Origin of the sequence: Neorhodopirellula pilleata, from assembly GCF_007859915.1 — a bacterium.
Lineage (GTDB): Bacteria > Planctomycetota > Planctomycetia > Pirellulales > Pirellulaceae > Rhodopirellula > Rhodopirellula pilleata.
The window spans coordinates 514,338-536,987 of sequence record NZ_SJPM01000002.1 but is presented as its reverse complement, the minus strand read 5'-3'; the positions used below and the strand labels follow the sequence as shown (position 1 = coordinate 536,987).

At 54.8% G+C, this 22,650-nt stretch carries 16 protein-coding genes; 9 read left to right on the top strand and 7 right to left on the bottom strand.

Annotation, left to right across the window (positions count from 1 at the left end; genetic code table 11):
* Window positions 1-114 precede the first annotated feature (114 nt).
* Window positions 115-3,894 (top strand): PAS domain-containing protein, encoded by a 3,780-nt coding sequence (locus Pla100_RS07045; protein ID WP_146576963.1) that lies wholly within the window; start codon window positions 115-117, stop codon window positions 3,892-3,894.
* 608 nt (window positions 3,895-4,502) lie between these two features.
* Here Pla100_RS07045 and Pla100_RS07040 read toward each other — a convergent pair.
* Window positions 4,503-5,012 (bottom strand): hypothetical protein, encoded by a 510-nt coding sequence (locus tag Pla100_RS07040; RefSeq protein WP_146576962.1) that lies wholly within the window; start codon window positions 5,010-5,012, stop codon window positions 4,503-4,505.
* A gap of 438 nt (window positions 5,013-5,450) precedes the next feature.
* On the opposite strand from Pla100_RS07040, the gene Pla100_RS07035 reads away from it, so the two are divergent.
* The 6 genes from Pla100_RS07035 (at window position 5,451) to pdeM (ending at window position 13,884) form a co-directional block, all read left to right on the top strand.
* Complete coding sequence (locus tag Pla100_RS07035; RefSeq protein WP_146576961.1) at window positions 5,451-5,945, top strand: YciE/YciF ferroxidase family protein; 495 nt, start codon at window positions 5,451-5,453, stop codon at window positions 5,943-5,945.
* Between the two features lie 395 nt (window positions 5,946-6,340).
* Entirely contained in the window at window positions 6,341-7,594 is a 1,254-nt protein-coding gene (locus Pla100_RS07030) for a putative DNA modification/repair radical SAM protein (RefSeq protein ID WP_146576960.1), read from the top strand.
* Between the two features lie 38 nt (window positions 7,595-7,632).
* Window positions 7,633-9,027 carry a UdgX family uracil-DNA binding protein gene (locus tag Pla100_RS07025; protein WP_146576959.1) on the top strand — a complete coding sequence of 465 codons (1,395 nt, stop codon included), beginning with the start codon at window positions 7,633-7,635 and terminating at the stop codon, window positions 9,025-9,027.
* 25 nt (window positions 9,028-9,052) lie between these two features.
* Complete coding sequence (locus Pla100_RS07020; RefSeq protein ID WP_146576958.1) at window positions 9,053-10,660, top strand: ATP-dependent DNA ligase; 1,608 nt, start codon at window positions 9,053-9,055, stop codon at window positions 10,658-10,660.
* Window positions 10,657-13,128: a ligase-associated DNA damage response DEXH box helicase gene (locus Pla100_RS07015; RefSeq protein ID WP_146576957.1), complete on the top strand. Its 2,472-nt coding sequence runs from the start codon at window positions 10,657-10,659 to the stop codon at window positions 13,126-13,128. The genes Pla100_RS07020 and Pla100_RS07015 overlap by 4 nt, the downstream gene beginning before the upstream one ends.
* Window positions 13,129-13,212: 84 nt before the next feature.
* Window positions 13,213-13,884, top strand: coding sequence for a ligase-associated DNA damage response endonuclease PdeM (pdeM, locus tag Pla100_RS07010; RefSeq protein WP_146576956.1), 672 nt, complete (start codon window positions 13,213-13,215; stop codon window positions 13,882-13,884).
* A 20-nt stretch (window positions 13,885-13,904) separates the two neighbouring features.
* Here pdeM and Pla100_RS07005 read toward each other — a convergent pair whose 3' ends face one another.
* The 6 genes from Pla100_RS07005 to Pla100_RS06980 all read right to left on the bottom strand — a co-directional run bounded on the left by Pla100_RS07005 (window position 13,905) and on the right by Pla100_RS06980 (window position 17,872).
* A complete protein-coding gene (locus Pla100_RS07005) occupies window positions 13,905-14,621 on the bottom strand; it encodes a hypothetical protein (protein ID WP_146576955.1) in 717 nt (238 codons plus the stop codon).
* 9 nt (window positions 14,622-14,630) lie between these two features.
* Window positions 14,631-15,695: an endonuclease/exonuclease/phosphatase family protein gene (locus Pla100_RS07000; protein WP_146576954.1), complete on the bottom strand. Its 1,065-nt coding sequence runs from the start codon at window positions 15,693-15,695 to the stop codon at window positions 14,631-14,633.
* Between the two features lie 252 nt (window positions 15,696-15,947).
* Window positions 15,948-16,217 carry a hypothetical protein gene (locus tag Pla100_RS06995; protein WP_146576953.1) on the bottom strand — a complete coding sequence of 90 codons (270 nt, stop codon included), beginning with the start codon at window positions 16,215-16,217 and terminating at the stop codon, window positions 15,948-15,950.
* A 6-nt stretch (window positions 16,218-16,223) separates the two neighbouring features.
* Window positions 16,224-16,730 (bottom strand): phage holin family protein, encoded by a 507-nt coding sequence (locus Pla100_RS06990; protein ID WP_197167751.1) that lies wholly within the window; start codon window positions 16,728-16,730, stop codon window positions 16,224-16,226.
* Between the two features lie 228 nt (window positions 16,731-16,958).
* Window positions 16,959-17,414 carry a hypothetical protein gene (locus Pla100_RS06985; protein WP_146576951.1) on the bottom strand — a complete coding sequence of 152 codons (456 nt, stop codon included), beginning with the start codon at window positions 17,412-17,414 and terminating at the stop codon, window positions 16,959-16,961.
* A gap of 38 nt (window positions 17,415-17,452) precedes the next feature.
* The gene (locus Pla100_RS06980; protein WP_231602795.1) at window positions 17,453-17,872 is read right to left on the bottom strand and encodes a CsbD family protein; all 420 of its coding nucleotides are present in this window, start codon (window positions 17,870-17,872) and stop codon (window positions 17,453-17,455) included.
* Between the two features lie 227 nt (window positions 17,873-18,099).
* Between Pla100_RS06980 and Pla100_RS06975 the strand changes: the two genes are divergently transcribed.
* Together Pla100_RS06975 and Pla100_RS06970 are read left to right on the top strand one after the other, a co-directional pair.
* A complete protein-coding gene (locus Pla100_RS06975) occupies window positions 18,100-19,032 on the top strand; it encodes a YihY/virulence factor BrkB family protein (protein ID WP_146576950.1) in 933 nt (310 codons plus the stop codon).
* A gap of 224 nt (window positions 19,033-19,256) precedes the next feature.
* Window positions 19,257-22,589 (top strand): mechanosensitive ion channel domain-containing protein, encoded by a 3,333-nt coding sequence (locus tag Pla100_RS06970; RefSeq protein WP_197167749.1) that lies wholly within the window; start codon window positions 19,257-19,259, stop codon window positions 22,587-22,589.
* Window positions 22,590-22,650: the final 61 nt, after the last annotated feature.

Sequence of the window (22,650 nt, the reverse complement as noted above, 5' to 3'; positions counted from 1 at the left end):
GTTTCATTTTGCAAGAATCGAGGCTACCGTCGGTTGTAGGATCGAGAGGAGCGCTGTCCAGCCAGTTGCCACACAAAGCAGGCTAGAATTTACTTGGAAACGGGTGCCGATCTCATGAGTGACATGCAGCGATCAAGTGAAAAGCTTGCGGCGGAATCGGAACGTGAACTCTCGGAGACGCGCGGTCAGTTCGACAGATTGACCCAGGACTACGAAGCGGCGATTGAACAAGTAAAATCGGCGAACGAAGAATTGACTTCGCTGAACGAACAAAAGCGGTTGGCGAACGTCGAGCTGGAAACATCTAAGGAAGAAGTACAGTCGCTGGCCGCAGCGCTGGAGCGCACCAACAGCGATCTCGATAACCTGCTTCGCAGTACGCAGATCGCGACCATTTTTCTGGACGGCGACTTTAACATCCGCAGGTTTTCTTCAGCCGCCACGTCGATCTACGGCCTCGTTTCCACTGACATCGGTCTACCGCTGAATGGGTTGACGTCGATGGTCGCTGACATGCCGCCGTTGCCGGAGCGCGAGTCGCTTCAAGTCCATCAACCAATCGAACATCGTGTCCGGTCCCGCGACGCACGAATTTACATCCGACGAGTGGTTCCGTATCACGATCAATCTGGCAATCTTGATGGGGCGGTAGTCACGTTCACCGACATCACCAATCAAGAGCTGGCACAGATGCAAGTCGAAGCCAGCCAACGACAACTACAAACCTTTGCCGACGCGATCCCAAGATCGATCGCGATTGTCGACACCCAAGAAACGTTTTTGTTTGCCAACCAAGCCTGCTGCGATCGTTGGCAACGCGGCGTCGATAAATTCGTCGGTCACCAGATCAAAGACGTGGTCAGCACCGAAGCCTACGAAGAGATCAAGCCAAAGATCGCGGAGGCGTTCAAGGGCAAGCGTGTAACGTTCGAATTGAAGCTGAAGCGTCCTAGCGAAGGCCGACCGATATACGAAGAGGTTCACTACGTACCCCAAGTCGGACCCGGCGGAACGGTCGAAGCCGTCCTCGTTATCATTACCGATATCACCATACGTAAGCGGCGCGAATTGAATTTCGCGATGATCGCCGAACTGCAAGTTGCACTCATCCCGCTCCACAGCGTCGAAGAATTACAACAGATCGCTTGCCAACGGGTGGCTGAATACATGCAAGCGTCGCGATGCTGTTTCCTGCAAGTCGACGAAGACGGGCAACACCTACACGTCACACATGATTACTCGCGAGGAAAAATTGCCAGCATTCTTGGTCGATACAAGCTGACCGATTATCACACCGACGAAGAACAGCACGCATTCCAATCGGGTAAGCCCGTGGTGATTTGTGATGTTCGATCTCAAGTCTCTGCGGATCGGCGTCCGCGGTTTGGAGCACTGCAGGTTGAGGCGGTTTGCAACGTCAGTTTTAGGCGCGAAAACAACGTCCATTATGTGCTGGCAACGCAGATGGACCATCCGCACGATTGGACTGACGATGAGATCCTGTTGCTGCAAAACGTCATCGACCAACTGGGCGTGCGCATCGAACGTGCCGAAGCAGTTCTGGAACTTTCCAACGCCAAACAACAGATGGACCTGGCTTTGGAGATCAGCCGTGTCGCTTCGTGGACGTGGGACTTTGACGCCAACAAACCAAATCACAATTCCAACTTGAACCGCCTATTCGGCTTTGATCCCGACACCCTGCCCTCGCTATCCGAGTTTGTTGACCGTATGGATGCCGACCATCGCGGCCGTGTCACCGCCGCGATCGAGCAGGCGCTGACCTACGGCGGCACTTATGACGAAGAGTATCCGATCCATTTGCCCGGCGGCGAGGTCCGTTGGGTTCATGCCATCGGGCGGGGATCGGGGCCTGGAAAATCACCGCGACAATTCTTGGGTGTGGTGACGGATGTTACCGAACGAAAGCGACGGGAAATTGAACTATCTGATCGCGAATCACATTTACGCCGAGTCATCAACAATCAACTCGGACTGGTAGGCGTCATCGATAAGAATGGCATTTTGTTAGAAGTTGATGACCGTTCGCTGGCGATCGCCAAAACACGCCGCGAAGATGTCGTTGGCAAGCACTTTGCGGATGCCCCATGGTGGAGCTACGATCCTAAGGTTGCCAAAGGGATGCGTGATGCGATGGATCGCGCGATGATGGGCGAGATCGTTCGCTACGACCTCTCGTTGTTTTCACATGGAGACGATGGTGTCTTGATCGACTTCATGATCGCGCCGGTGACCAATGAGGCCGGCGAAGTGGAGTATCTAATCCCTTCGGGTGTCGATATCCGCGAGCGGGCCGCATATGAGCGGTCACTCAAAGAAACGTCACGTCGGATGGAAATGGCGATGCGTGCCGGTCGCATGGCAGCCTGGGAATGGACACCCCAAGAAAGCGTGTGGACTGAACAGCTCTACAATTTGCTTGGCATTGATTCCGACCAGGAACCCTGCAATGAACTGTTTTTCTCAATCGTTCATCCCGAAGACATTGATAACCTCAAGTCGGATTGGCAATCGGCTGTCGATGGAACGGACTCCTATGACGTCGAGTTTCGTATCGTTCGTTCCGACGGCCAAGTGCGTTGGATCAGTGGCATGGGCGAGGTTGTCAGGAGCCACAGCGGAAAAGTCGTCAAGATGTACGGTGTTAATTGGGATTCGACCAGCGAGCATGAGCAGGCGGCCGCGTTGCGAGAGAGTGAAAAGCGTGCTCAAGCGGCCAGTGCTTCCAAGAGCGCGTTTCTCGCAAACATGTCGCACGAGATTCGCACTCCGATGACCGCGATTTTGGGATACACCGACTTGCTCCAGGAATTCGTACTTGCCGCTGAGGCGAAGCAGCATCTGCAGACCATTCGTCACAACGGAAACTATTTACTAGAAATCATCAACGACATTTTGGACCTCTCCAAGATCGAGGCTGGCAAGTTCGAGGTGGAACGTGAGCGATTCGATCCCGTGCGGGTCATTGAAGATGTTCGCAGTGTCATGGATGTGCGAGCTCGCGAAAGCGGTTTAACGCTGACGGTCCAATACGATGGCAAACTTCCGCTGGTGATCGAATCGGACGCCAAGCGTCTCAAGCAAATTCTGATCAATCTGGTCGGCAACGCGATCAAGTTCACGCACGAAGGCCGCGTCAACGTCCGCGCTCGATTCGATTCGGAGACCAAGACCCTTTGCTTCGATGTGATCGACACCGGCATCGGGATGACGCAGCAACAACTCGACCGCCTGTTCAAGCCATTTTCTCAAGGCGACTCCAGCGTATCGCGTCGCTTCGGTGGTACCGGGTTGGGACTGGCTATCAGCCAAAAGCTCGCAGAGCTACTCGGTGGTGAGATCGTAGCAAGTAGTACTTTGGAAGTCGGCAGCACTTTCACCGTCACGCTTCAGACGGGCGACATCGCGGACCAACTCCTGGTTGACTATTCGAGCGGCGAAATAAAACGCGAATCATCGAGTGCGGAAAGCAAAACTGCCGTTGATGCAGTCCACAATTTAAACTGTCGCATTTTGGTCGTCGACGACCGCCGCGATATCCGTTTCCTCAGCAAGCATATCTTAACCAAAGCGGGAGCAACGGTCGTGGAATGTGAGGACGGGCAGATTGCTGTCGACTATGTGGCAGGGGTGCTGGAAACAAGCGAGCGACCTGATCTGATCTTGCTAGACATGCAAATGCCCAATCTTGATGGATATCAAGCGGCACGCAAGTTGCGTGAGCTTGGCTATACGGGCCCGATCATCGCGCTGACCGCCGATGCGATGCAAGGCGATATGACCGCCTGCTTAAAAGCTGGGTGCAACGATTACTTGTCCAAGCCAATCGACCAAGCGGCTATGTTGCAAAAGATTGCCCGCATGATTTCATAATCACGGCTACATCAATCGTCGCCACTCTTTAAGCGGTCCTACAGTGATTAGCGTCGCGGGATTAATAAGTGAAGCATTTGTAGTGGATCTTGTTAAAGATCCTCCGGCAATTGGTTCTTTAACGGCGTGCCGAGTTACTCAGGAGATGGTTTGCTTTCGTTTAACAGTCAGCCGAAGGCGTACTCGACGAGCGGAAAGTACGCCTCCGGCTAACTGTTAAACGATCTAATCGACACGCCGTTAACGAGATTCACTACTTCAATTGATAATCCCGGGATGCCTACGCCATAGCATTAAACGCTGATCATCTTGTTTCGGTAATTGTGTCATTGGGTATAACGGTCGCGAACGAGTACGCAATAACGAACGATCTAAAAGGTTGTCACCCGTTGAACTCAGTTGCGATCTACGTCTCGCAACATGCAATAGGATTCCACTACCAAACCTCGAACGCGACTCGTTCCTCCACCTTTCGCGCCGCTCGAATTAACGAGGAATCGCCGAAGCGTTTCGCATCGCGAAACGCCCGGCGAGCACGCATCCGTCCATTGACCAAGCGGTGTGATACAAATAGCGCCGGTTCTAAAATGACGGAGTATTTCGTGTGCCTAGCGAGGCTTGCTGGTGCGTTCGTGGATGCGGTTGTAGGCATCCATCGCAGCCGGTCGAGCTTCGTCCCATGTCATGTGCTTGGAACCACCTTCCGTTTCCCAACGATGCCGCGCGATCGCTTCCCGCGTTGCCCAATCTTCATTCGTGTCGGGGTCAAACGCTTCCCAACCCGATTGGTAGGCCGTTCGGTAGTGATCATACCCGTACGAATCATTGTGGTAGGGCCGACTGGCGTATTCCTGTTCCCAGTAGGCTGCCTCCACCGTCGGATCAATTTCCTCTGCGACTGCCTTGCCGGCATAGCCGCCCGCAATGCCGCCAATGATCGCACCGGCGACCGTCCCGATGGGTCCCGCGACCAAACCCGCCGCTGCACCTGCTGTTGCCCCACCCAATGCCGCACCCACGCCCGAGCCGACCGGATGGGAACCTGGTTCACCGGTGATCGCATCTTCGTTGCGAAGTTCTTCTCGCGTTTCTTCGCGGCTTGTTTTTTTAACTGACATGTTCGTCTCCAGATGTTTGGTTTTGGTCGCAGACACGAACATCGCGTCGCCGGCCCGCCTTAGTGGCAATCAACTAGTTCGCATTTGCCGTGCCATCGGCGCGTTAGTTGCAACGGACAAGCATTCAATCAATTCAAAAGGACTCCAAGCATGAATCATGTTCGTCAACTCGCCGTCGCCTTAGCTACCGAAGACGCAGTGTTTTCCGTGGTGCAAACGACGATTGGTCGTCAGCATGAAAGTGATTGGGAACGCAAGCGAATTGTCGTCAGGGGCGCAGCACATGGAATCGGCTTGCCCATCCCGCGACGGGTGGCAGACCAGGATGATCGAAATGCCCTCAATCCAAAGCTTGCGCGAACAAGATGCGGCAATTGCTAAAACCTGAACGAGTTGACTTTTTTCTTCCCCCCTTACGCCAATTTTGGAGACGTATCCATGTCCATGAAAACCCTTGCAGATGCATTCCTTGACGAACTTCGCGATGTATTGAGTGCGGAAAAGCAACTGACAAAAGCGCTGCCGAAGATGATCAAGAGTGCTACGTGTGAGAAACTAACCGCCGCGCTGGAAGACCACCTTGCGGAAACCGAGAAGCAGATTGAACGGGTGACGCAAGCGTTCGACGAGACCGGCAAAGCAGCCAAGGCGAAAACGTGCGAAGCGATGAAGGGTCTGATCACTGAAGCCGAGGGCATGCTGAAAGAAGAGGCCGAAGCGGCGGTGAAGGATGCGGTGATCATTGCCTGCGCTCAAAAGATTGAGCACTACGAGATCGCCACTTATGGAACGCTTTGCACTTGGGCTGACGCTCTCGGCTACAAGAACGCGTTGAAGTTGCTCAAGCAAAACATCGACGAAGAAGAAGCAGCCGACAAGAAGCTTTCGCAACTCGCGAAGGCGATCAACAAAGACGCGCTGACCGTTGGTTAAACGAAAGAGCGAAACGTCGCAGCCACGATTTCGGCTGCGGCGTTTCGTTTCGTGGGTCTTCAACCCGATCGGCTCACCGAACCGCGATGGAGTCGCTGGGGAAGGTGGTAAATGTGCTTCACCACGCACACTTTTTGCTGAACACCGGTGTCCCCCATCGGAAAACATTCCGTTTAACCGTCAGCTGCAGGCGCACGAGCGGCCGTTGGCGACGACACATTACGTGCCGGTGTTCGGTTTGCTCGAGTTAGCTGTGGAATGGAGATGCCGGGTGGTGGCAGCATGGCTCATCGCGTATTCGTAAACGTGACTATGCTACTGCCTATCGTTCCAGGGGACCGCCTTACTCACCCTGGTCTCGAAACTGCCAATTCTATCATCGAAAGAGAAGCTTCATGGACGTGCGAGAAAAGTTGTCAGTTCTAGCTGACGCTGCGAAATACGACGCTTCATGCGCCAGCAGCAGATCGAAGAAGACTCGCGCAGGTAGTCAGATCGGATCGACTGAAGGCATGGGGATTTGCCATAGCTACACACCGGACGGTCGCTGCATCTCACTCTTGAAAATTTTGCTTACAAACTACTGTATCTACGATTGCCAATACTGCGTGAATCGAATCTCCAGCGACACTCCCCGCGCCCGGTTCACCGTCGACGAAGTCGTTTCGCTGACGATGGAGTTCTACAAGCGGAACTACATCGAGGGGTTGTTCCTGAGTTCCGGCATCATTCAGAATTCGGACTACACCATGGAGCAACTCATTGCGGTTGCCAAAAAACTACGCGAGGAACAGCGCTACGGCGGGTATATCCATCTGAAGACAATCCCCAACGCGACTCAATCGCTGATCGACGAGGCTGGACGTTGGGCCGACCGGTTGAGTGTGAACATTGAATTGCCTACCGACAGCGATTTGCATCAACTGGCACCGGAAAAGAAGAAGCCACAAATTGTCACGGCGATGTCGGGCATCCGGGACAGGATCGACGAAAACAAACAAGAACAGAAAGCAGGATTCAAACCGCCTGTATTTGCACCGGCGGGCCAGAGCACGCAGATGATTGTGGGCGCGACGCCAACGCCGGATGTGGAGATTTTGAAAACGGCGTCTGAACTTTACACTGGCCAGCGTCTTCGCCGAGTGTACTATTCGGCTTATAGCCCGATTCCGCACGCGGATGCTAGGTTGCCCGGATTGTCGCCTCCATTGGTCCGCGAGCACCGTCTTTATCAAGCGGACTGGCTGATGCGGTTCTACGGATTTGAGGCCAACGAAATCGTCGCGGAGAAGGGCCAGAACCTATCCTTGGATATGGACCCCAAGTTGGCGTGGGCGTTGGCGCATCGGGAATTTTTTCCCGTCGATGTCAATCGGGCGAGCCGCGAAGAGCTGTTGCGTGTTCCAGGGATCGGGGTGAGCAATGTCAAACGCATCTTGAGTATCCGTCGCTACCAAACCCTTCGCAGCGTAGACTTGAAGAAGCTACGGGTCGCTTGGAATCGGACGAAGTTGTTCGTGTTGACGGCGGATCATAATCCGAACCTCGTCGATCTGGATCGCCCGGGACTAGTGACCAAAGCCAAGCCAAAGAATCAACAACTGATGCTGTTCGATGCCGCCACCACGTCCATCACGGGAGAACTCTAACGTCGCTTTGGCTTGATGCCGAAGTTGCGGATTTTGCAATGACACGCTTTCTTGAAGTCGAAACGTTTGAACAGTGGCGAGCTGAATCACGACGACTATTGGAAGCCAATGTTGCGCCTGATGATGTGGTGTTCTCTGCCGACGAAAGTCAACCACTGCTGTTTGCGCAGGAGCAGAGCAGGGATGGTTCGCAGTATGAAGTACGACGCTACGACGTGCCGAATCGCTTCATGGAAATGGCAACTCATGTGGCTTGCCATCGTGATCCCCAGCGATGGGAGTTGCTCTACCGAACGCTATGGCGACTGACTCATGGTGAGCATCACCTGATGAATATCGAAACCGACGATGACGTCTATCAACTCAGTCGCATGCAAAGGGCCGTGTCACGCGACGTCCACAAGATGAAAGCGTTTGTGCGGTTTCGCAAAGTAAGTCACGGTGATGAACGCGAAGAGTTCGTGGCTTGGCATCGCCCCGATCACCGCATCTTGCGACTTGCCGCGCCGTTCTTTTCGAGACGCTTCAAAGCGATGAGCTGGTCGATTTTGACGCCAGACGAATCTGTGACTTGGGACCAATCCGAGTTGCACTATGGGCCGGGGTTACCAGTCACCGAAGCCCCCGACGGCGATGCCTTGGAAGAACTCTGGAAGACCTACTACGCATCCATCTTTAATCCCGCGAGAGTCAAAGTGGCGATGATGAAGCGGGAGATGCCGGTTCGCTATTGGGCTACCATGCCCGAAACCGAACTGATCGACGACCTGCTCGCACAAGCACCTTCACGAGTGGATGCGATGATCGCCAATCGAGAGGGCTTTGCGGACACGGCGACCAAGTTCATTTCAACGCAACGGGATTTACCATCGCTGCGAATGGCGTCCGCAGCGTGCCAAGCTTGCGAGTTGCACCAGCATGCGACGCAAACCGTGTTCGGAGAAGGACCACTCGACGCCAAGCTGGTGATCGTCGGCGAACAGCCCGGTGATTGCGAGGACATCGAAGGCCATCCATTTGTTGGGCCAGCGGGAAAGCTACTTCAAGAAGCGATGACGGACGCAGGGATCGAGCGCAAGGACGTCTATCTGACGAACGCTGTAAAACATTTCAAATTCGTTGAAAATGGAGGACGTCGATTGCACAAGAAGCCCAGCTCGCGTGAGATTTTCGCTTGTCGACCTTGGCTGGAAGCCGAGTTGGCTGCAATACGTCCCGAGACCGTGGTGTGTTTGGGAGCAACGGCAGCTCAATCCCTGATCGGGCGTGACTTTCGGATCACTGCGAGTCGGGGGAAAATTCAAACCACTGAGTGGTGCGACCGAACGATCGCGACCTGGCACCCGTCAGCGATCCTTCGCGCAATTGACGAGACGCGAAGATCAGAAATGAAGCAGCAATTGGTCCACGATCTGCGAATTGCGGCAGGGTAGGTTACCGGTTTCTTACGACTACACCATGATTCGATTCGCACAACTTTACGCTTCGCTCGACGCGACGACGAAAACGAACGAGAAGATTGCTGCGATGCGAGACTACTTCGTATCGGCGCCACACGACGACGCAGCCTGGGCAGCTTCGGTTTTGTCAGGCAGTAAACTTCGTCAGCTTGTTCCCACCAAATTGCTGCGTGTTTGGGCGGCCGAACAAGCGTCGATTCCACTGTGGTTGTTTGAAGAATCTTACCACGCGGTGGGCGACTTGGCGGAGACGTTTTCGTTGGTCGTTCCACCGGGCAAGCTCGCCAGCGATGATTCACTCACGCATTGGATCGAGCACCGTTTGAAGCCGCTGCGAGCTAAAGACGAAGCTCGGCAGCGTGACGAGATTATCCAGATTTGGAACGAAACGACTGCCCAGATGCGATTGGTGGTGATGAAGCTGGTGACGGGATCGTTCCGTGTTGGTGTCAGCAAGCGATTGGTCACGCGAGCAATCGCCGAATCCAGCGGTGTGCCCATCGACGTAATCTCGCATCGCTTGATGGGCAATTGGAAGCCGACGGCTGCATTTTTTGAGTCGTTGATTGACCCCGAGATCCAAGATACGCGAATCAGCCAACCGTTTCCGTTTTGTCTGGCTCATCCCATCGACGCAGTGGCAGGACCCCAGTCGCTTGGGGAGCCCGATGATTACGTCGCTGAATGGAAGTGGGACGGAATTCGCGGTCAAGTCATCCGCCGACAAGGCAGCACCTTCATCTGGTCGCGAGGCGAAGACTTGATGGAAAACCGCTGGCCGGAAATCGAGTCGGCGGCGCAGTGCTTGCCCAACGGAACGGTGCTGGACGGAGAAATTCTAGCGTCGCATCCTGACGGTGAAGTGTTGCCGTTTGCTCAGTTGCAACGTCGCATTGGCCGTAAAACGATCGGCAAGAAGTTGCTAACCGAAGTTCCCGTGATCTTTCATGCTTTCGATTTGCTGGAGCAGGGCGGTGAGGACTTGCGGGCGTTACCGTTTTCACAGCGTCACGAGAGACTCGAGCAGACGCTAGCCAGTGTCGAGCACCAACACCTTTCGTTGACTCGATTGATCCCCGGCGAGAGTTGGGAGGATTGGGCGAAGATACGAGAGCAGAGTCGCGAAAAGAACGCCGAGGGCTTGATGTTGAAACGCAAGGTGTCGCCTTACGATGTGGGGCGGGTCCGCGGCACTTGGTGGAAATGGAAGGTGCAGCCGTACACGATCGACGCAGTATTGATCTACGCGCAAAAGGGTCACGGACGCCGCTCGGGATTGTTCACCGATTACACCTTCGCCCTTTGGGACGGCGACACGTTGGTACCGTTCGCCAAAGCTTACAGCGGCCTTGATGATGCCGAGATCCGCAAGGTCGATGCGTTCGTTCGCAAGAACACGAAGGATACTTTCGGTCCAGTTCGCAGTGTGGCGCCAACGCTGGTCATGGAACTGGCGTTCGAGGGTTTGCAGCGGTCAACGAGACACAAGAGCGGCATCGCCACTCGATTCCCTCGCATTGTGCGTTGGCGACATGACAAGCAACCCGCGGATGCCAATACGCTCGCGGAGTTGCTTCAACTTTTGCCGGAACATGAGTCAACGTGAAGACGCAGTTAGTCAATCAGTACTTTGACTCGATCGGTTGGAAGCCATTCCGGTTCCAGCGATCGGCGTGGCGCGCGTATCTGGACGGTTGCAGCGGCATGGTTCACTCTGCAACCGGTACCGGCAAGACGCTGGCGGTATGGATGGGTCCGATTCTCAAGTGGCTGAAAGAGAATCCAGATCGTTCACGTTGGAATCCGAAACGGCCGCCGCCTTTGCGCGTTCTCTGGATCACCCCGTTGCGAGCCTTGGCCGGAGATACTGAGAAATCATTGCGGATGCCGATCGAAGGTCTGCAACTCCCATGGCGTTTAGAATCACGAACCGGTGACAGCAAAGCCAGCTTGAAGGCCAAGCAACTCAAGTCGTTGCCGACGGCGATGGTGACCACGCCTGAAAGTTTGTCATTGATGCTGACGCATGAAAAGCTACTCGAATCGTTGGCGGGTGTTGAAGCCGTGATTATTGACGAATGGCATGAACTATTGGGCACAAAACGTGGCATCCAAACCGAACTCGTCCTCGCACGACTTCGTCGACTCAGCCCGAACCTACGAACTTGGGGTGTCTCCGCGACGCTCGGGAATTTGTCGCAAGCGTGCGATTCACTGACCGGCATAGGAGGTTCCGACAAAGTGAAAGTGATCGAAGGCGTCAAGAAGAAGCGACTTAAGATCGGTTCGCTGATTCCGAAACGAATGGATCGTTTTCCTTGGTCCGGTCACATCGGGACTCGCATGGTTCCTCAGGTGGCCGAGTTGGTCGAGCAAGTTCAGAGCACATTGATCTTTGCCAACACGCGTTCACAAACCGAAATATGGTACCAACACCTACTGAAAGAGCGTCCTGACTGGGCCGGCAAAATTGCGATCCACCATGGGTCGCTCGATACGTCCGTCAGGTCGTGGGTCGAGAACGGTTTGCGAAACGGAAGCCTGCGGGCGGTTGTCTGCACCAGCAGTCTTGACCTGGGTGTCGACTTTACCGCCGTCGACCTGGTCATTCAGATTGGCAGTCCCAAAGGCGCGGCGCGGTTGCTGCAGCGTGCCGGACGAAGCGGCCATCAGCCGGGCGCCGTCAGCCGGTTGGATTTTGTCCCGACCAATGCAATCGAATTGATTGAACTGGCCGCCGCACAGGATTCGATCAAGGTTGGCAACCTGGAAGCTCGCCCGCTGTTGACCAGCCCGCTGGACGTGTTGGCCCAGCATGTCGTCACGGTGGCAATCGGCGGCGGTTTTCGATCGGATGAATTATTGAGCGAAGTCCGATCTGCTTATGCGTACCAAACGCTGAGCGATCAAGAGTGGCAGTGGGTACTGGATTTTGTCGTCCGTGGCGGGGCGTCACTCACAGCTTATCCCGAATTCCACCGCGTCGAAGTCGACGACGGCCGCTACCAAGTCACTCAACGACGAACAATCACCGCCCATCGCATGAACATTGGGACGATCGTGTCGGACGCGGCGATGAAGGTGAAATACCAAAAGGGCAGCACGCTGGGAACGGCCGAAGAGAGCTTCCTTTCCAAATTGAAACCAAGCGACAAATTCTTGTTCGCGGGAAAATTGGTTTCCTTAGTCCGCATCCAAGACAATGTGGCCTATGTCAAGCGAGCAACGGGTAAGCCGGACACCGTTCCACGATGGATGGGCGGACGCATGCCGCTGTCCTCCGAGCTTAGCGCAGCCCTGCGAAACAAAGTCGGCGAGGCGGCAGATAAGAAGTTCGTGGGCCGCGAGATGAAATCACTGGAGGGACTGTTCGACATCCAGCAGCGTTGGAGTACGGTGCCACGACCTGATGAATTGCTGATCGAAGCGATCAAGACGCGTGACGGTCACCAACTGTTCTTCTTTCCGATGGACGGTCGATTGGTCCACGAGGGTCTGGCGGCCTTGATCGCCTATCGAATTTCGCAAACAAAGAAAACCACGTTCACGATGGCCTGCAACGATCACGGTTTCGTGCTCCAGTCGCCGCATGAGGTCGACATTTCGGCGGCGATCGCAAGTGGCGTTTTAAGCAGCACCAATCTGATGAAGGATATCTTGAGCAGCATGAATGCGACGGAAATGGCGAAGCGGCAGTTTCGCCAAATTGCTCGCGTCGCGGGTTTGATCCAACAAGGGTTTCCAGGGATGCGGAACACGGCCAGTCACATTCAAGCGAGTAGCAACCTGTTCTTTGACGTGTTCACACAATACGACTCTGAGAATTTGTTATTGACTCAGGCGCGTCGCGAAGTACTGGACCTGCAACTGGAGGCGGGCCGAATGATGGCGGCAATGGATCGAATTGCGGGCAGCCGTATCGTCATCGAACGTCCCGACAAAATTACACCCTTTGCGTTTCCGCTATTGGTCGACAAACTCAGAGAGCGGGTGAGCAGCGAATCGTTGGCAGACCGAATCGCTCGCATGCAGGCCGAACTGGAGAAAGCCGCGGATGCCAAACAAGCGGTGTAGGCTCTCGGCGTGTGACTGCATCGATGACTCAGCTTCGTCAGGGTCTTCGATTCTGAAGGCCAACATTTCGTTTTGAGGATTCCCTTGTCACAATCGATTGACGTTCAGCTTGCTGGACAATCGTTTCAGTTATTGGCCGATCGCGGACTGTACTGGGCGGATGAACAGACGCTGTTCGTCGCCGATACGCATTTCGGAAAGGAAGCCACGTTTCGTCGGCACGGGGTGCCCGTTCCCATGGGTAGCACCGATGCCACGCTGGATGCCATCCGTCGCATGATCCACGAAACCAAGGCGAGCAGTTTGATCATTCTTGGTGACATGTTTCATGCCCGATCCTCGCTGTCGCCGGATGTGGTTGAATCGCTAACGACTTTTTTTGAGGCGTTGCCCGCGATGACGTTCACTCTGATCCGAGGCAATCATGACGCGCTTTTGGGACAGTTGCCTGCCGCTTGGCCGTTGGAAGTCGTCGAACCTGTAATGCGGATGAACCGCGTCGCGCTTGGGCATCACCCGATCCCTTTGCCTGACAAGGCGGACCTGTACCTGTGCGGGCACCTCCATCCGGCACTCAAGCTCGGATCGCAACGCCACGCCATCGGAAAACTACCGTGTTTTTGGTTGTCTGGCAGGTGCCTTGTTCTGCCCGCGATCGGTAACTTTACTGGAACCCACGCTGTCAAACTAAATCCATCCGACCAAGCGTGGGTTGTAGCCGACAACGAGATCTACTTCCACAATCCCAACGCATAGGCTTACAACACGCGCATCACTCATTCACTGTTCGACCTGACAAGCAACCGTGTAGGAATCGCGAGCAGATCAACGGCGATGTCGGCCAGGATGGCGCGACCTTTCGTCAGCCACGCGCCGGCGAACGACCAAACGGCGACCCACTCCATCCAGAACAGAAAGTTGTAGTCGTTGAGCCACGACTTCCACTGGGATGGAACGACGAACAGGTAAGCGCCCATCGCCATCATGCTGGCCAAGATCACGAGCCCGCTGATTCGATAGATCAGATTTCGCTCGGCGATGTGCGGGGCGAGTTCGTTTTCATTGTCACGATCACTGGGGAAGTGATACAGCGAGTAAAATGCCAGCGTTAGGAAGAAGGCTCCACCACTCAGCGTGTGCAGATAGCCGATCACCGATTTTTGAATCAACGGGTCGCTGTTTGCATCGAGCGGGAACAAGGCAACGCCGACGGCGGAGATGCAGCCCAGGTTCGCTGTCCAGCTTTCGATCCAGTCATAGCCACGATAACACAACAGGAAAATTCCGATGCCGCACATCGAACCGACGAATACGTCTCGCAGCGCCGTATGGTAGTAGCTGCTGATGTTGTCTTGAATCGGAATGTCAAAGATCAGCCAACCAATCGGTCCCAGAACGATGGGAAGCAACAGCCCGATCAGTCCCACACCGCGGCGGATGGCGAGATAAGAGACGACGAGTGTTTGCGTTCTATCGCTGAATTGTTCGATCATTGCCTAGTTTCAAACTCTTGAGGTGAGTTCGGCTGCCTCTTCCTCGTCTGTTTCACGGCTTTCAAGCGGCTCTTGTTCTGTCTTGCGTGCCGGTTCGCATTGCAGATCTAACAACATCGGAAAGTGGTCCGATCCAACCCAGCCCAGGCGTTCGATCCGTCGCAGCGTGAAGTGAGGGGAATGAAAAACGTGGTCGAGTGGGAAACGCATCCACCAATGCTTTGCATTGAATGAGTTGAAGAAACCACGCCCGCGTCGTGGATCGAGCATGCCGCTCAGTCGCAGAAACAATCGAGATGTCGACGACCAAGCAACATCATTGAGATCACCGCAAATGATTGCAGGATCGTTCTCCTCTTCCAGATCACGACCGTACATGATTAATTCAGCGTCACGAGCGGCGGAATCATTGTCGCGAATCGGTTCCGGTGGTCTTGGGTGAACCGCCAAGACTCGCACGTTCTCACCCGATGGTAATTCGACCAACGCGTCGATGGACGGTACATCGTCGCTCACTCGGAAACGAATTTCGCTCTCGATGATCGGAAACTTCGACAACAGGAGCATCCCGTACCAATTGTCCTGTGGATATGAGATCTGATGTTCGTAGCGTTTGCGAAAAGGCTCGATCGCTGCCATCCACCGATGGTCGATTTCCAAAACGATTGCCACATCCGGGTCCGCTTCGGTGATCGTCTTCATCCACAGTTCGTGTTGTGTATTCTCCATCTCAACGTTGGACACCACCACGCATAGCCGATGATCGTCATTCAGACTATCAGCGATCTTGGTCTGTGGCGAAATCAAGGGCGTGTAAGGCGTGATCCCGTAGGCGAGCCACCCAAGAATTAAAACGGCCAATGTACCGATGATCCAGTTCAACGATGCATTCGTTTCATAAAAACGAGCGGCGATGAAGTAAATGCTTGCGGCGACGAGGGTGATCACACCAAGCTGAACGTGCGGGAAGTCCCATGCTCGGATGAGCCAGTGAGGATGGTTGCTGAGAGTTGAAAGCGATCCAATCGCAATGATGGCCAGCAGAGCGGTTGTGAAGACAGAGAACGGAAACACGGTACAGACCTATCATGGCATTGTTTCGGCACCGGCTACTGCAAGTGCCGGGAAGGGCGTTGTCCCTCTGCGCGCTGGTGGTTTGCTCGTTTAACCGTTAGCCGCAGGCGTACGGTGATTATTCGCGTACGCCTGCGGCTGACGGTTAAACGAAAAGTTCATTGCACAACTTCAGATACCGGTCCCATCCAGGTCAAATTGCCCGGAAGGCCTAAACCTGCGTAACTGGGAGACCAGAGGCGCGGAATGCGATCAAGGTTTCAGCTTCCAGCCGACCAAGATTCCAAGACCGAAGCACCAACACGCGGCGACATCGGGTTTTTCCCTCGCGTATTCTTTCATCAATGTCAGCAGATCCTTGGCCGGTTCGGCGACGTAGTGCCTGGCCGCAACCTGGCCTTGTTGGGCAGCGTAAGTAGCAGCACGCTCGGCCGTTACTCTGGCTGTGTCACCAATTGTGTCGAGCGTTGACGGCGACGATGCAATGTGCCCGGGGTGAGTGACGGGTGTTGAAGTGGACATCGGAAACTACCTTTGTTTAGGAAAGGGTGGAGAGGCTGTCGACGCTGCATGGTACGATCGACCATTCGCCTCGACAGGGTCAGGGTAAGACTCGGAACGTAGTTGATTGCGAGCGGATGTATCGGGAGAGATGATCGTTGCTTTGATCCAACGAAGATTCTCAAGGAATTCGGACTTGGTTTCCGCCAGTGCGGACGAGGCAGCACGTAGCAACCGGAACGCGATCCCGGCCAACGTAACGATTAACACCAGCGTCACAGCACAAACGATCAACAGCGAAAGACCAACCGTGAGGTCTGCTTGCTCATGCAAAAGAAAACCGAGGGCGATCATTAACACTGTGATCATCGACGCGCCAAGAGTTGCGGCGCTGCCGCCGAGCGCAAGTGCTGAGATCGCTTTGCGTCGGGCCTCTTGAGAGTCGACAGATAGTAGCTCAAGCTGCAGTTCGAACAAATCGCAACAGCCTCGAATGACCTGACGAAATCCACTTTGAGTATTTGGGGCATTCATCGGACTAACCATTCCACTTTCGTTTGACGAGCCATCCGAGGGCGACCCCAACGATGGCCGATGCGGCAACCGCGACAATCGGGTACTTCCCAACTACATTGAAGATGCGATCGCCCGTGGGTTTCGCAACATGCGACGACCCAATTTCACCTAGATCCATCCTGGTTGGCTCCATGTCCGGTTGGCGATGCCGCGGCACTGTGTCATGCGACATCTTCATCGGGGCGATCATGACAACGCCTCGCTTGTTGAGTGAATGCCGCCCACGGTCGGAGGATGAGCATCATTCATTACCGATGTCCGACTTGGGGCTTGCATGAATGACTGCGACAGATGCTGCGCGAACAGCGAAGTGCCGGATCTTAATGCCATGGTCGCCGCAGCAGCCACCAATCCGCTAAGCAACCCTCGCTTCGCCGCTTTCGCTTCTGTCGTTGAATTGCCACCAACGTTTCTGACAATGACTTCCGATCGCTTTCGCGATTGTGGAACCAACAGGTAGCCAGCGATCGCGACTGTAGCCATGACGGCAACGGGATGTTGCCGAAATTGGTACTTCCAGTCAGTCATCTGACGAACCTGTTGACGAGCCATGTCGACGTCGTATGGCAGATCGCTACGAATCTGCTGCATTCTTGCACGAATGGCTTCAGATTGTTTACGAGTGGCGAGTGTATTCGTCATTGCTTTTAAACTTAATGCAAAGAGTCTTAGCCATTGGCTTATCGCCTACGGCCCATGAAAAACAGTGCGCCGGCGGCCAAGCCAAGACCGAACGCAATCGCGAGCGATTCGTTTGGTTTGCTACGAACGGTCTCAGCAACTTTAGCCGAGTACTCGCCCGTCTGGTTGACCATGCGGCGAGCATTCTGTTGCACGTACTGCTTCGCTTCGTCCGCGTATCGCTGTGCAGCTTCGGCGACCTGAGAGGCCCACGGATTTTCTGGTCCGAGCACATTGGTTAAGAACTGTTCGACCTCGCGGCGCGTCGCTCCTGTCTTTTGCTGTACGACTCCGACAAGTTGATCCGCTGAGCCTTTAGCTCGCATCAAATCGTCGTCGGTAAGTTGTCCCCACTGTTCTTTCAGGCGACCGGTGACTTCGTTCCAGTGACCCTTCAATTCTTCTCGTGTAACCATCATCAACTCCGTAACAGGTTTGTAATTTGCAAATGCGACTAACGCGTTGACAGAGCATTGCATTTGACGTGCCAAAAGACCGCGACTTCAGAATGGTGGGCGTATTCGTCAACGTGTCGCGGGAAATTGATCGCCGGCGATCCCGGCTGGTCGGTGATTGACCACCTGTGCAGGTACGGCAATTGCAACTTCACGAGTACCTCGGCTCTCTTCAACTTTCAAAGCCCCCGATGATTGCTTTCCAACTCTTAAAACAAACGGTCAGTGGATTTGGTGAACATCGCTGTGGCACGCTCGCCGCGTCGCTTGCCTACTACACATTGTTTTCGTTGCCGCCCCTCCTTTTTTTACTGGTGTTCACCCTAACGACGTCGATCGGGTGGTACTACGGCAGCGAAGAAGCCGAAGCAAAGGCGTTCACAGTGGTCGAGCGTCAAATCAGTAACATGATCGGCAATCAAGCAGCCGAAGACGAGATCGGTAAGATCATGCGAAGCAGTGCGAATGTCGGTGGCGCCGGCTGGAAGGCACTGATCGGGCTCATCGGAATCTTGTTTGGGGCAACCGGAGTCGTTGCATCCCTACAGAGTTCACTGAACCTGGTGTGGGGAATCAAAGCGGACCCGGAGGCATCGTCGTGGAAGAACTTCGCCACCAAACGGCTGCTTTCCTTTGGAATGATTCTTGGTCTCGGCTTTGTGTTGGTCGTTTCGTTCGTGATCAGCGGTGTGATGGAAGCGGCCACGCAGTTTGTCGGGGGCTCGATCGGTTTCAATGCCGAACTCGGTTCAGCGATCAATCAACTCGTGTCGTTTCTGGTCATCACGGTAACCTTTGCTGCGATTTTTCGTTTCATGCCGGACGCCAAAATCCGCTGGCGAGACGTTTGGGTCAGCGCGGCGTTTACCTCAGTCCTGTTTCTGCTCGGGCGTTTTGCACTGTCCGTCTACCTGTCTTACTCCGACCCCGGTGAACAACTCGGCGCGGCGGCAGGATCGTTGGCAGTGATCCTGGTGTGGGTCTATTACAGCGCCATGATCGTATTGCTGGGAGCGGAGTTCACGCGAGTCTGGGTAACGCACTCAGGACGGCATCTAACGCCAGAACCGGGTGCGATTCGATTTGTTGAACAGATTGTTTCCCAGGCTGATGGCCTGGGCTAGGCAAACGAACGGCCCCTTGGGCCGGAAGGCATCTTCGGGCCAAAGGCCCAGCGGTGTACGCAGGAGTAAGGCAATCGTCGCAGTCAGGACGGGTTTGGTCCAGCAACTGCAACTACGGTGAATGAGTATTGACGAACGGACGAACCACGACGCGGCTGGATTGCCATCGCTCAAGGTGGTTTGCCACCGACCATTCTTTCCTTCCTCGCACGATGCGTGACCCAATGCGTTTTCGATTTTTTCTTACATTCATCCCGATCTTTGTTCTGCTAGCGTCGCTTGCCACCGCTCAAGATTCGGGTCAGCAATCCTCGCCGGTCGCCGATACGGTCGCGGCTGACGAGATCGAGAGCGGTCTCGCCGAGGTGGCAGCCGCGTCGGATCTGGACGAGACGCTCTCGCAATCGCTGACCGAGCTTTACAAGCAAGCGAAGTCTTATCAGGCCAGCGCCGCGTCGAGGACCGAAAACGCGAAGTCGTTTCAACGGATGTCCAAATCCGCCGCAGACGATATCGTGAATTTGACAAAGCAGCTCCAGTCAGCTGCCGAACTCGAAGTCGAACCGGTGAGCGAGCTCACACCTGAACAATTGCGGCAAGAGTTGACTTCGACCCAAGCCGAAGTCGAAACGCTGAGCGAAACGATCAAGGCGGATGCGTCCGAACCCGCGACGCGACAGAAGCGGTTGGCGGAAATCCCGAACCTAGTGGCTGATGCGGAAAAGAAGTTGCGCGAGGTCCAAGACCAATTGGAACTCCCCACACCCACGACCGAGGAGCCGATCGAAACCCGAGCACGGCTGGTGCGGACGAAGTCGTTCGCGTCGGCACTGCAAGCCGAAATTTCGGAATTGAAAGCGGAGCAGGCCGCGTACCTGGCCACGGTCGATCTTTTACCACTACAAAAGCAACGAGATGAGCGGCGTCTTCAGTTGTTGAAAGAACGCCTTGAGCGAGTTCGCGAAGCTTCGGTCGCTCAACAACAAGAATCGAACGATGCCGCAATCGCGAGCCTTCGCCGCGCGGTATCAAACGCGACACCAGAGTTGAAGCCTATCGCAGAAGAGAATCTTCGATTGGCGAAGGAGCGACAGGCACTGGTCGCGGAAACCGCTGAGGCCACGGCGCTGATGTCGCGATTGAAAGAGAAACGCACTGAAGTCGAGGCCTCACGGATCGCTTCCGAGGATCGATTAGACGCCGTCGGATTGACGCAGGCCATGGGCCAGTTGCTTCGTAGCAAGCGTGATGAATACCAAAAGCTGCGATTGCAATTTGAAGAGTCGACGTCGATGGGGGAACAAACGGCCGAGTACCAAGTCGCATCCTTCGAGTTGGAGGACCGGTTGGCGGAGCTGAACGAGTGGCTCGCGTCGGCAGCATCCGACGATGAGTCTTCGGAACGAGCGTTGCTGTCGGTTCAGCGCGATCAAATTCAAGAGACGCTGCAGTCTCAGAATTCGCTCCTGCAAACGCTGCTGTCGATGGAGACCGAGAACCGGCAGCTTCAACAAGCGATCGACGACTACATCGCATTCGCTGACAAGAATGTCTTCTGGATTCGTAGCGCCACTCCGGTTTCGGTTAGTGAAGTGTTTGAGATTCCTGAAGCAACCATGTGGATGCTCGACGTGCGAAACTATCAATCGCTTGGAACTCAATTCACGTCCGGCATCCTCAGCCTGCCGATCGTATCGCTGATCGGCGCGATCGCGGTGCTGTACTTGTTTGCACGGCGGCGAACTTTTCGTCAGCGAATCAACGATACCGGAAAAGCAGCCGAATCGTGGAATGCAAAGTTCAATTCGACAACCCAGTCACTCGTCGCAACGGTGATGCTTTCACTTGCTTGGCCTGCGCTCGCCGCTTACTTGGGCGGCATCGTGATCGCCGGGTCGGTGGACACGTTTTTCACGCGCGGCGTCGGCTACGCATTGATCTACGTCGCCCTATTCACGTCTTCGCGACACTTGCTCAGTCAAACGTGCCGAGACGGTGGTTTGGCTGACAAGCATTTCGGATGGAGCGAATCGCTTCGAAAGAGCCTGCGAATTAATTTGCGGTGGTACACCACTGCGGGTGTGCTGATCGTGTTTGTGATGATCCTTTTCCACCAACATCCTGACGCGACCGTGCGATCGGCGATCTCGCGATTTTCAGCAACGCTCTTATTTTTCGCTACCAGCGTGTTCCACCACTGCATCGCTCGACCATCGAGTCCCGTGTATTCGGATGTGCGGCTTCGTGACCCCGGGTCCAAGATCTACCGCTTTCGACGAATCATCTGGGCGATCGCGGCTGGCTTGCCAATGTTTTTCGCGATTCTGACGTTGCTGGGTTATTTGGACACGGCCTATCGCTTGGGGCAATCGTTGCAGTCGACGATGCTGTTGTTTGTCGCCCTTGTTGTGGCCGTCGCGTTTGCGTTTCGTTGGCTTCAATTGCAACAAGCCAAGATGGTTCGCGAGCAAGCCTTGGCGATGCGTCGGCAGAAGCTTGCCAGCGAAGAGAATGAATCAGGCGGCTCGTTGGCGGCAGATGTTGGAATCGAAATTCAGAAAGAGGCGATGGAGGACGTGCCGGCGCTGAGTGAGCAGACGCGAAAGCTAGTGTTTGTGATCGCCATTGGGGCCGGCATTGCAGGGTTGTCGTTGGTTTGGAAGGACGTTTTGCCCGCGATGGAACTGCTCGACCGCTTTGAGCTGTACAGCATCGGAACGGGCGACGCGATTGACCGTGTGACTTATCGCGACATCCTGCTGGCGTTTATCGGAATCGTGGCCACGGTGATTGCGGTCAAGAATGTTCCCGCGCTGCTAGAGTTATTGGTGCTACGACGAACGGGGCTTGATAGCGGGGCGCGCTACGCGATGACGACCATCCTGCGGTATGTGTTGACGATCAGTGGTGTGATCTTGACGTTGAACTTCCTCAGTCTGCCCTGGACAAAGCTTGGCTGGCTCTTGGCTGCTGCGTCCGTGGGACTCGGGTTCGGCCTGCAAGAGATTTTTGCCAACTTTGTGTCAGGAATCATTCTATTGCTCGAACGACCCGTACGCGTTGGTGATGTCGTCACCATCGACTCGACAACCGGTGTAGTATCGCGGATTCAAATGCGAGCTACCACGGTGACGAGTTGGGATCGAAAGGAGTTGGTTGTACCGAATAAAGATCTTGTCACCGGCAAGCTGCTCAATTGGTCCCTGTCAAACGTCATCAATCGTTTGACGATCAATGTCGGCGCAAGTTACGACTCCGACGTCGATCAAGTTCGCGAGATCTTGCAATCGGTTGTTGCGGACCATCCCGATGTGATGGACGATCCCGCACCGTTGATCAATTTTGAGGCCTTTGGTGATAATTCGCTGAACTTCGTCGTTCGCTTTTTTCTGTCGAGTCTCGATCGCCGCGTCGGTGTGATGCACGAAGTCAACGCGGAGATCCTAAAAAGATTCCGAGCTGCGGGAATTTCGATCCCGTTCCCACAACGGGAAGTGAGGATGATCACGCAGTCATCGACAGAGTCGGCGACGCATGAGAATGGCGCGAGCGGGTAAACGGTCGGGCCGTTGGCCCTGTCCATAGGATTAAATGGCCCGCGACCCAGGCCGTTGGCCT

Coding starts and splice junctions, on each gene's coding strand:
- Pla100_RS07045 (WP_146576963.1), top strand. CDS start 115: ATGAGTGACATGCAGCGATCAAGTGAAAAGCTTGCGGCGGAATCGGAA.
- Pla100_RS07040 (WP_146576962.1), bottom strand. CDS start 5,012: ATGTCAGTTAAAAAAACAAGCCGCGAAGAAACGCGAGAAGAACTTCGC.
- Pla100_RS07035 (WP_146576961.1), top strand. CDS start 5,451: ATGTCCATGAAAACCCTTGCAGATGCATTCCTTGACGAACTTCGCGAT.
- Pla100_RS07030 (WP_146576960.1), top strand. CDS start 6,341: ATGGACGTGCGAGAAAAGTTGTCAGTTCTAGCTGACGCTGCGAAATAC.
- Pla100_RS07025 (WP_146576959.1), top strand. CDS start 7,633: ATGACACGCTTTCTTGAAGTCGAAACGTTTGAACAGTGGCGAGCTGAA.
- Pla100_RS07020 (WP_146576958.1), top strand. CDS start 9,053: ATGATTCGATTCGCACAACTTTACGCTTCGCTCGACGCGACGACGAAA.
- Pla100_RS07005 (WP_146576955.1), bottom strand. CDS start 14,621: ATGATCGAACAATTCAGCGATAGAACGCAAACACTCGTCGTCTCTTAT.
- Pla100_RS06995 (WP_146576953.1), bottom strand. CDS start 16,217: ATGTCCACTTCAACACCCGTCACTCACCCCGGGCACATTGCATCGTCG.
- Pla100_RS06990 (WP_197167751.1), bottom strand. CDS start 16,730: ATGAATGCCCCAAATACTCAAAGTGGATTTCGTCAGGTCATTCGAGGC.
- Pla100_RS06985 (WP_146576951.1), bottom strand. CDS start 17,414: ATGACGAATACACTCGCCACTCGTAAACAATCTGAAGCCATTCGTGCA.
- Pla100_RS06980 (WP_231602795.1), bottom strand. CDS start 17,872: ATGATGGTTACACGAGAAGAATTGAAGGGTCACTGGAACGAAGTCACC.
- Pla100_RS06975 (WP_146576950.1), top strand. CDS start 18,100: ATGATTGCTTTCCAACTCTTAAAACAAACGGTCAGTGGATTTGGTGAA.
- Pla100_RS06970 (WP_197167749.1), top strand. CDS start 19,257: ATGCGTTTTCGATTTTTTCTTACATTCATCCCGATCTTTGTTCTGCTA.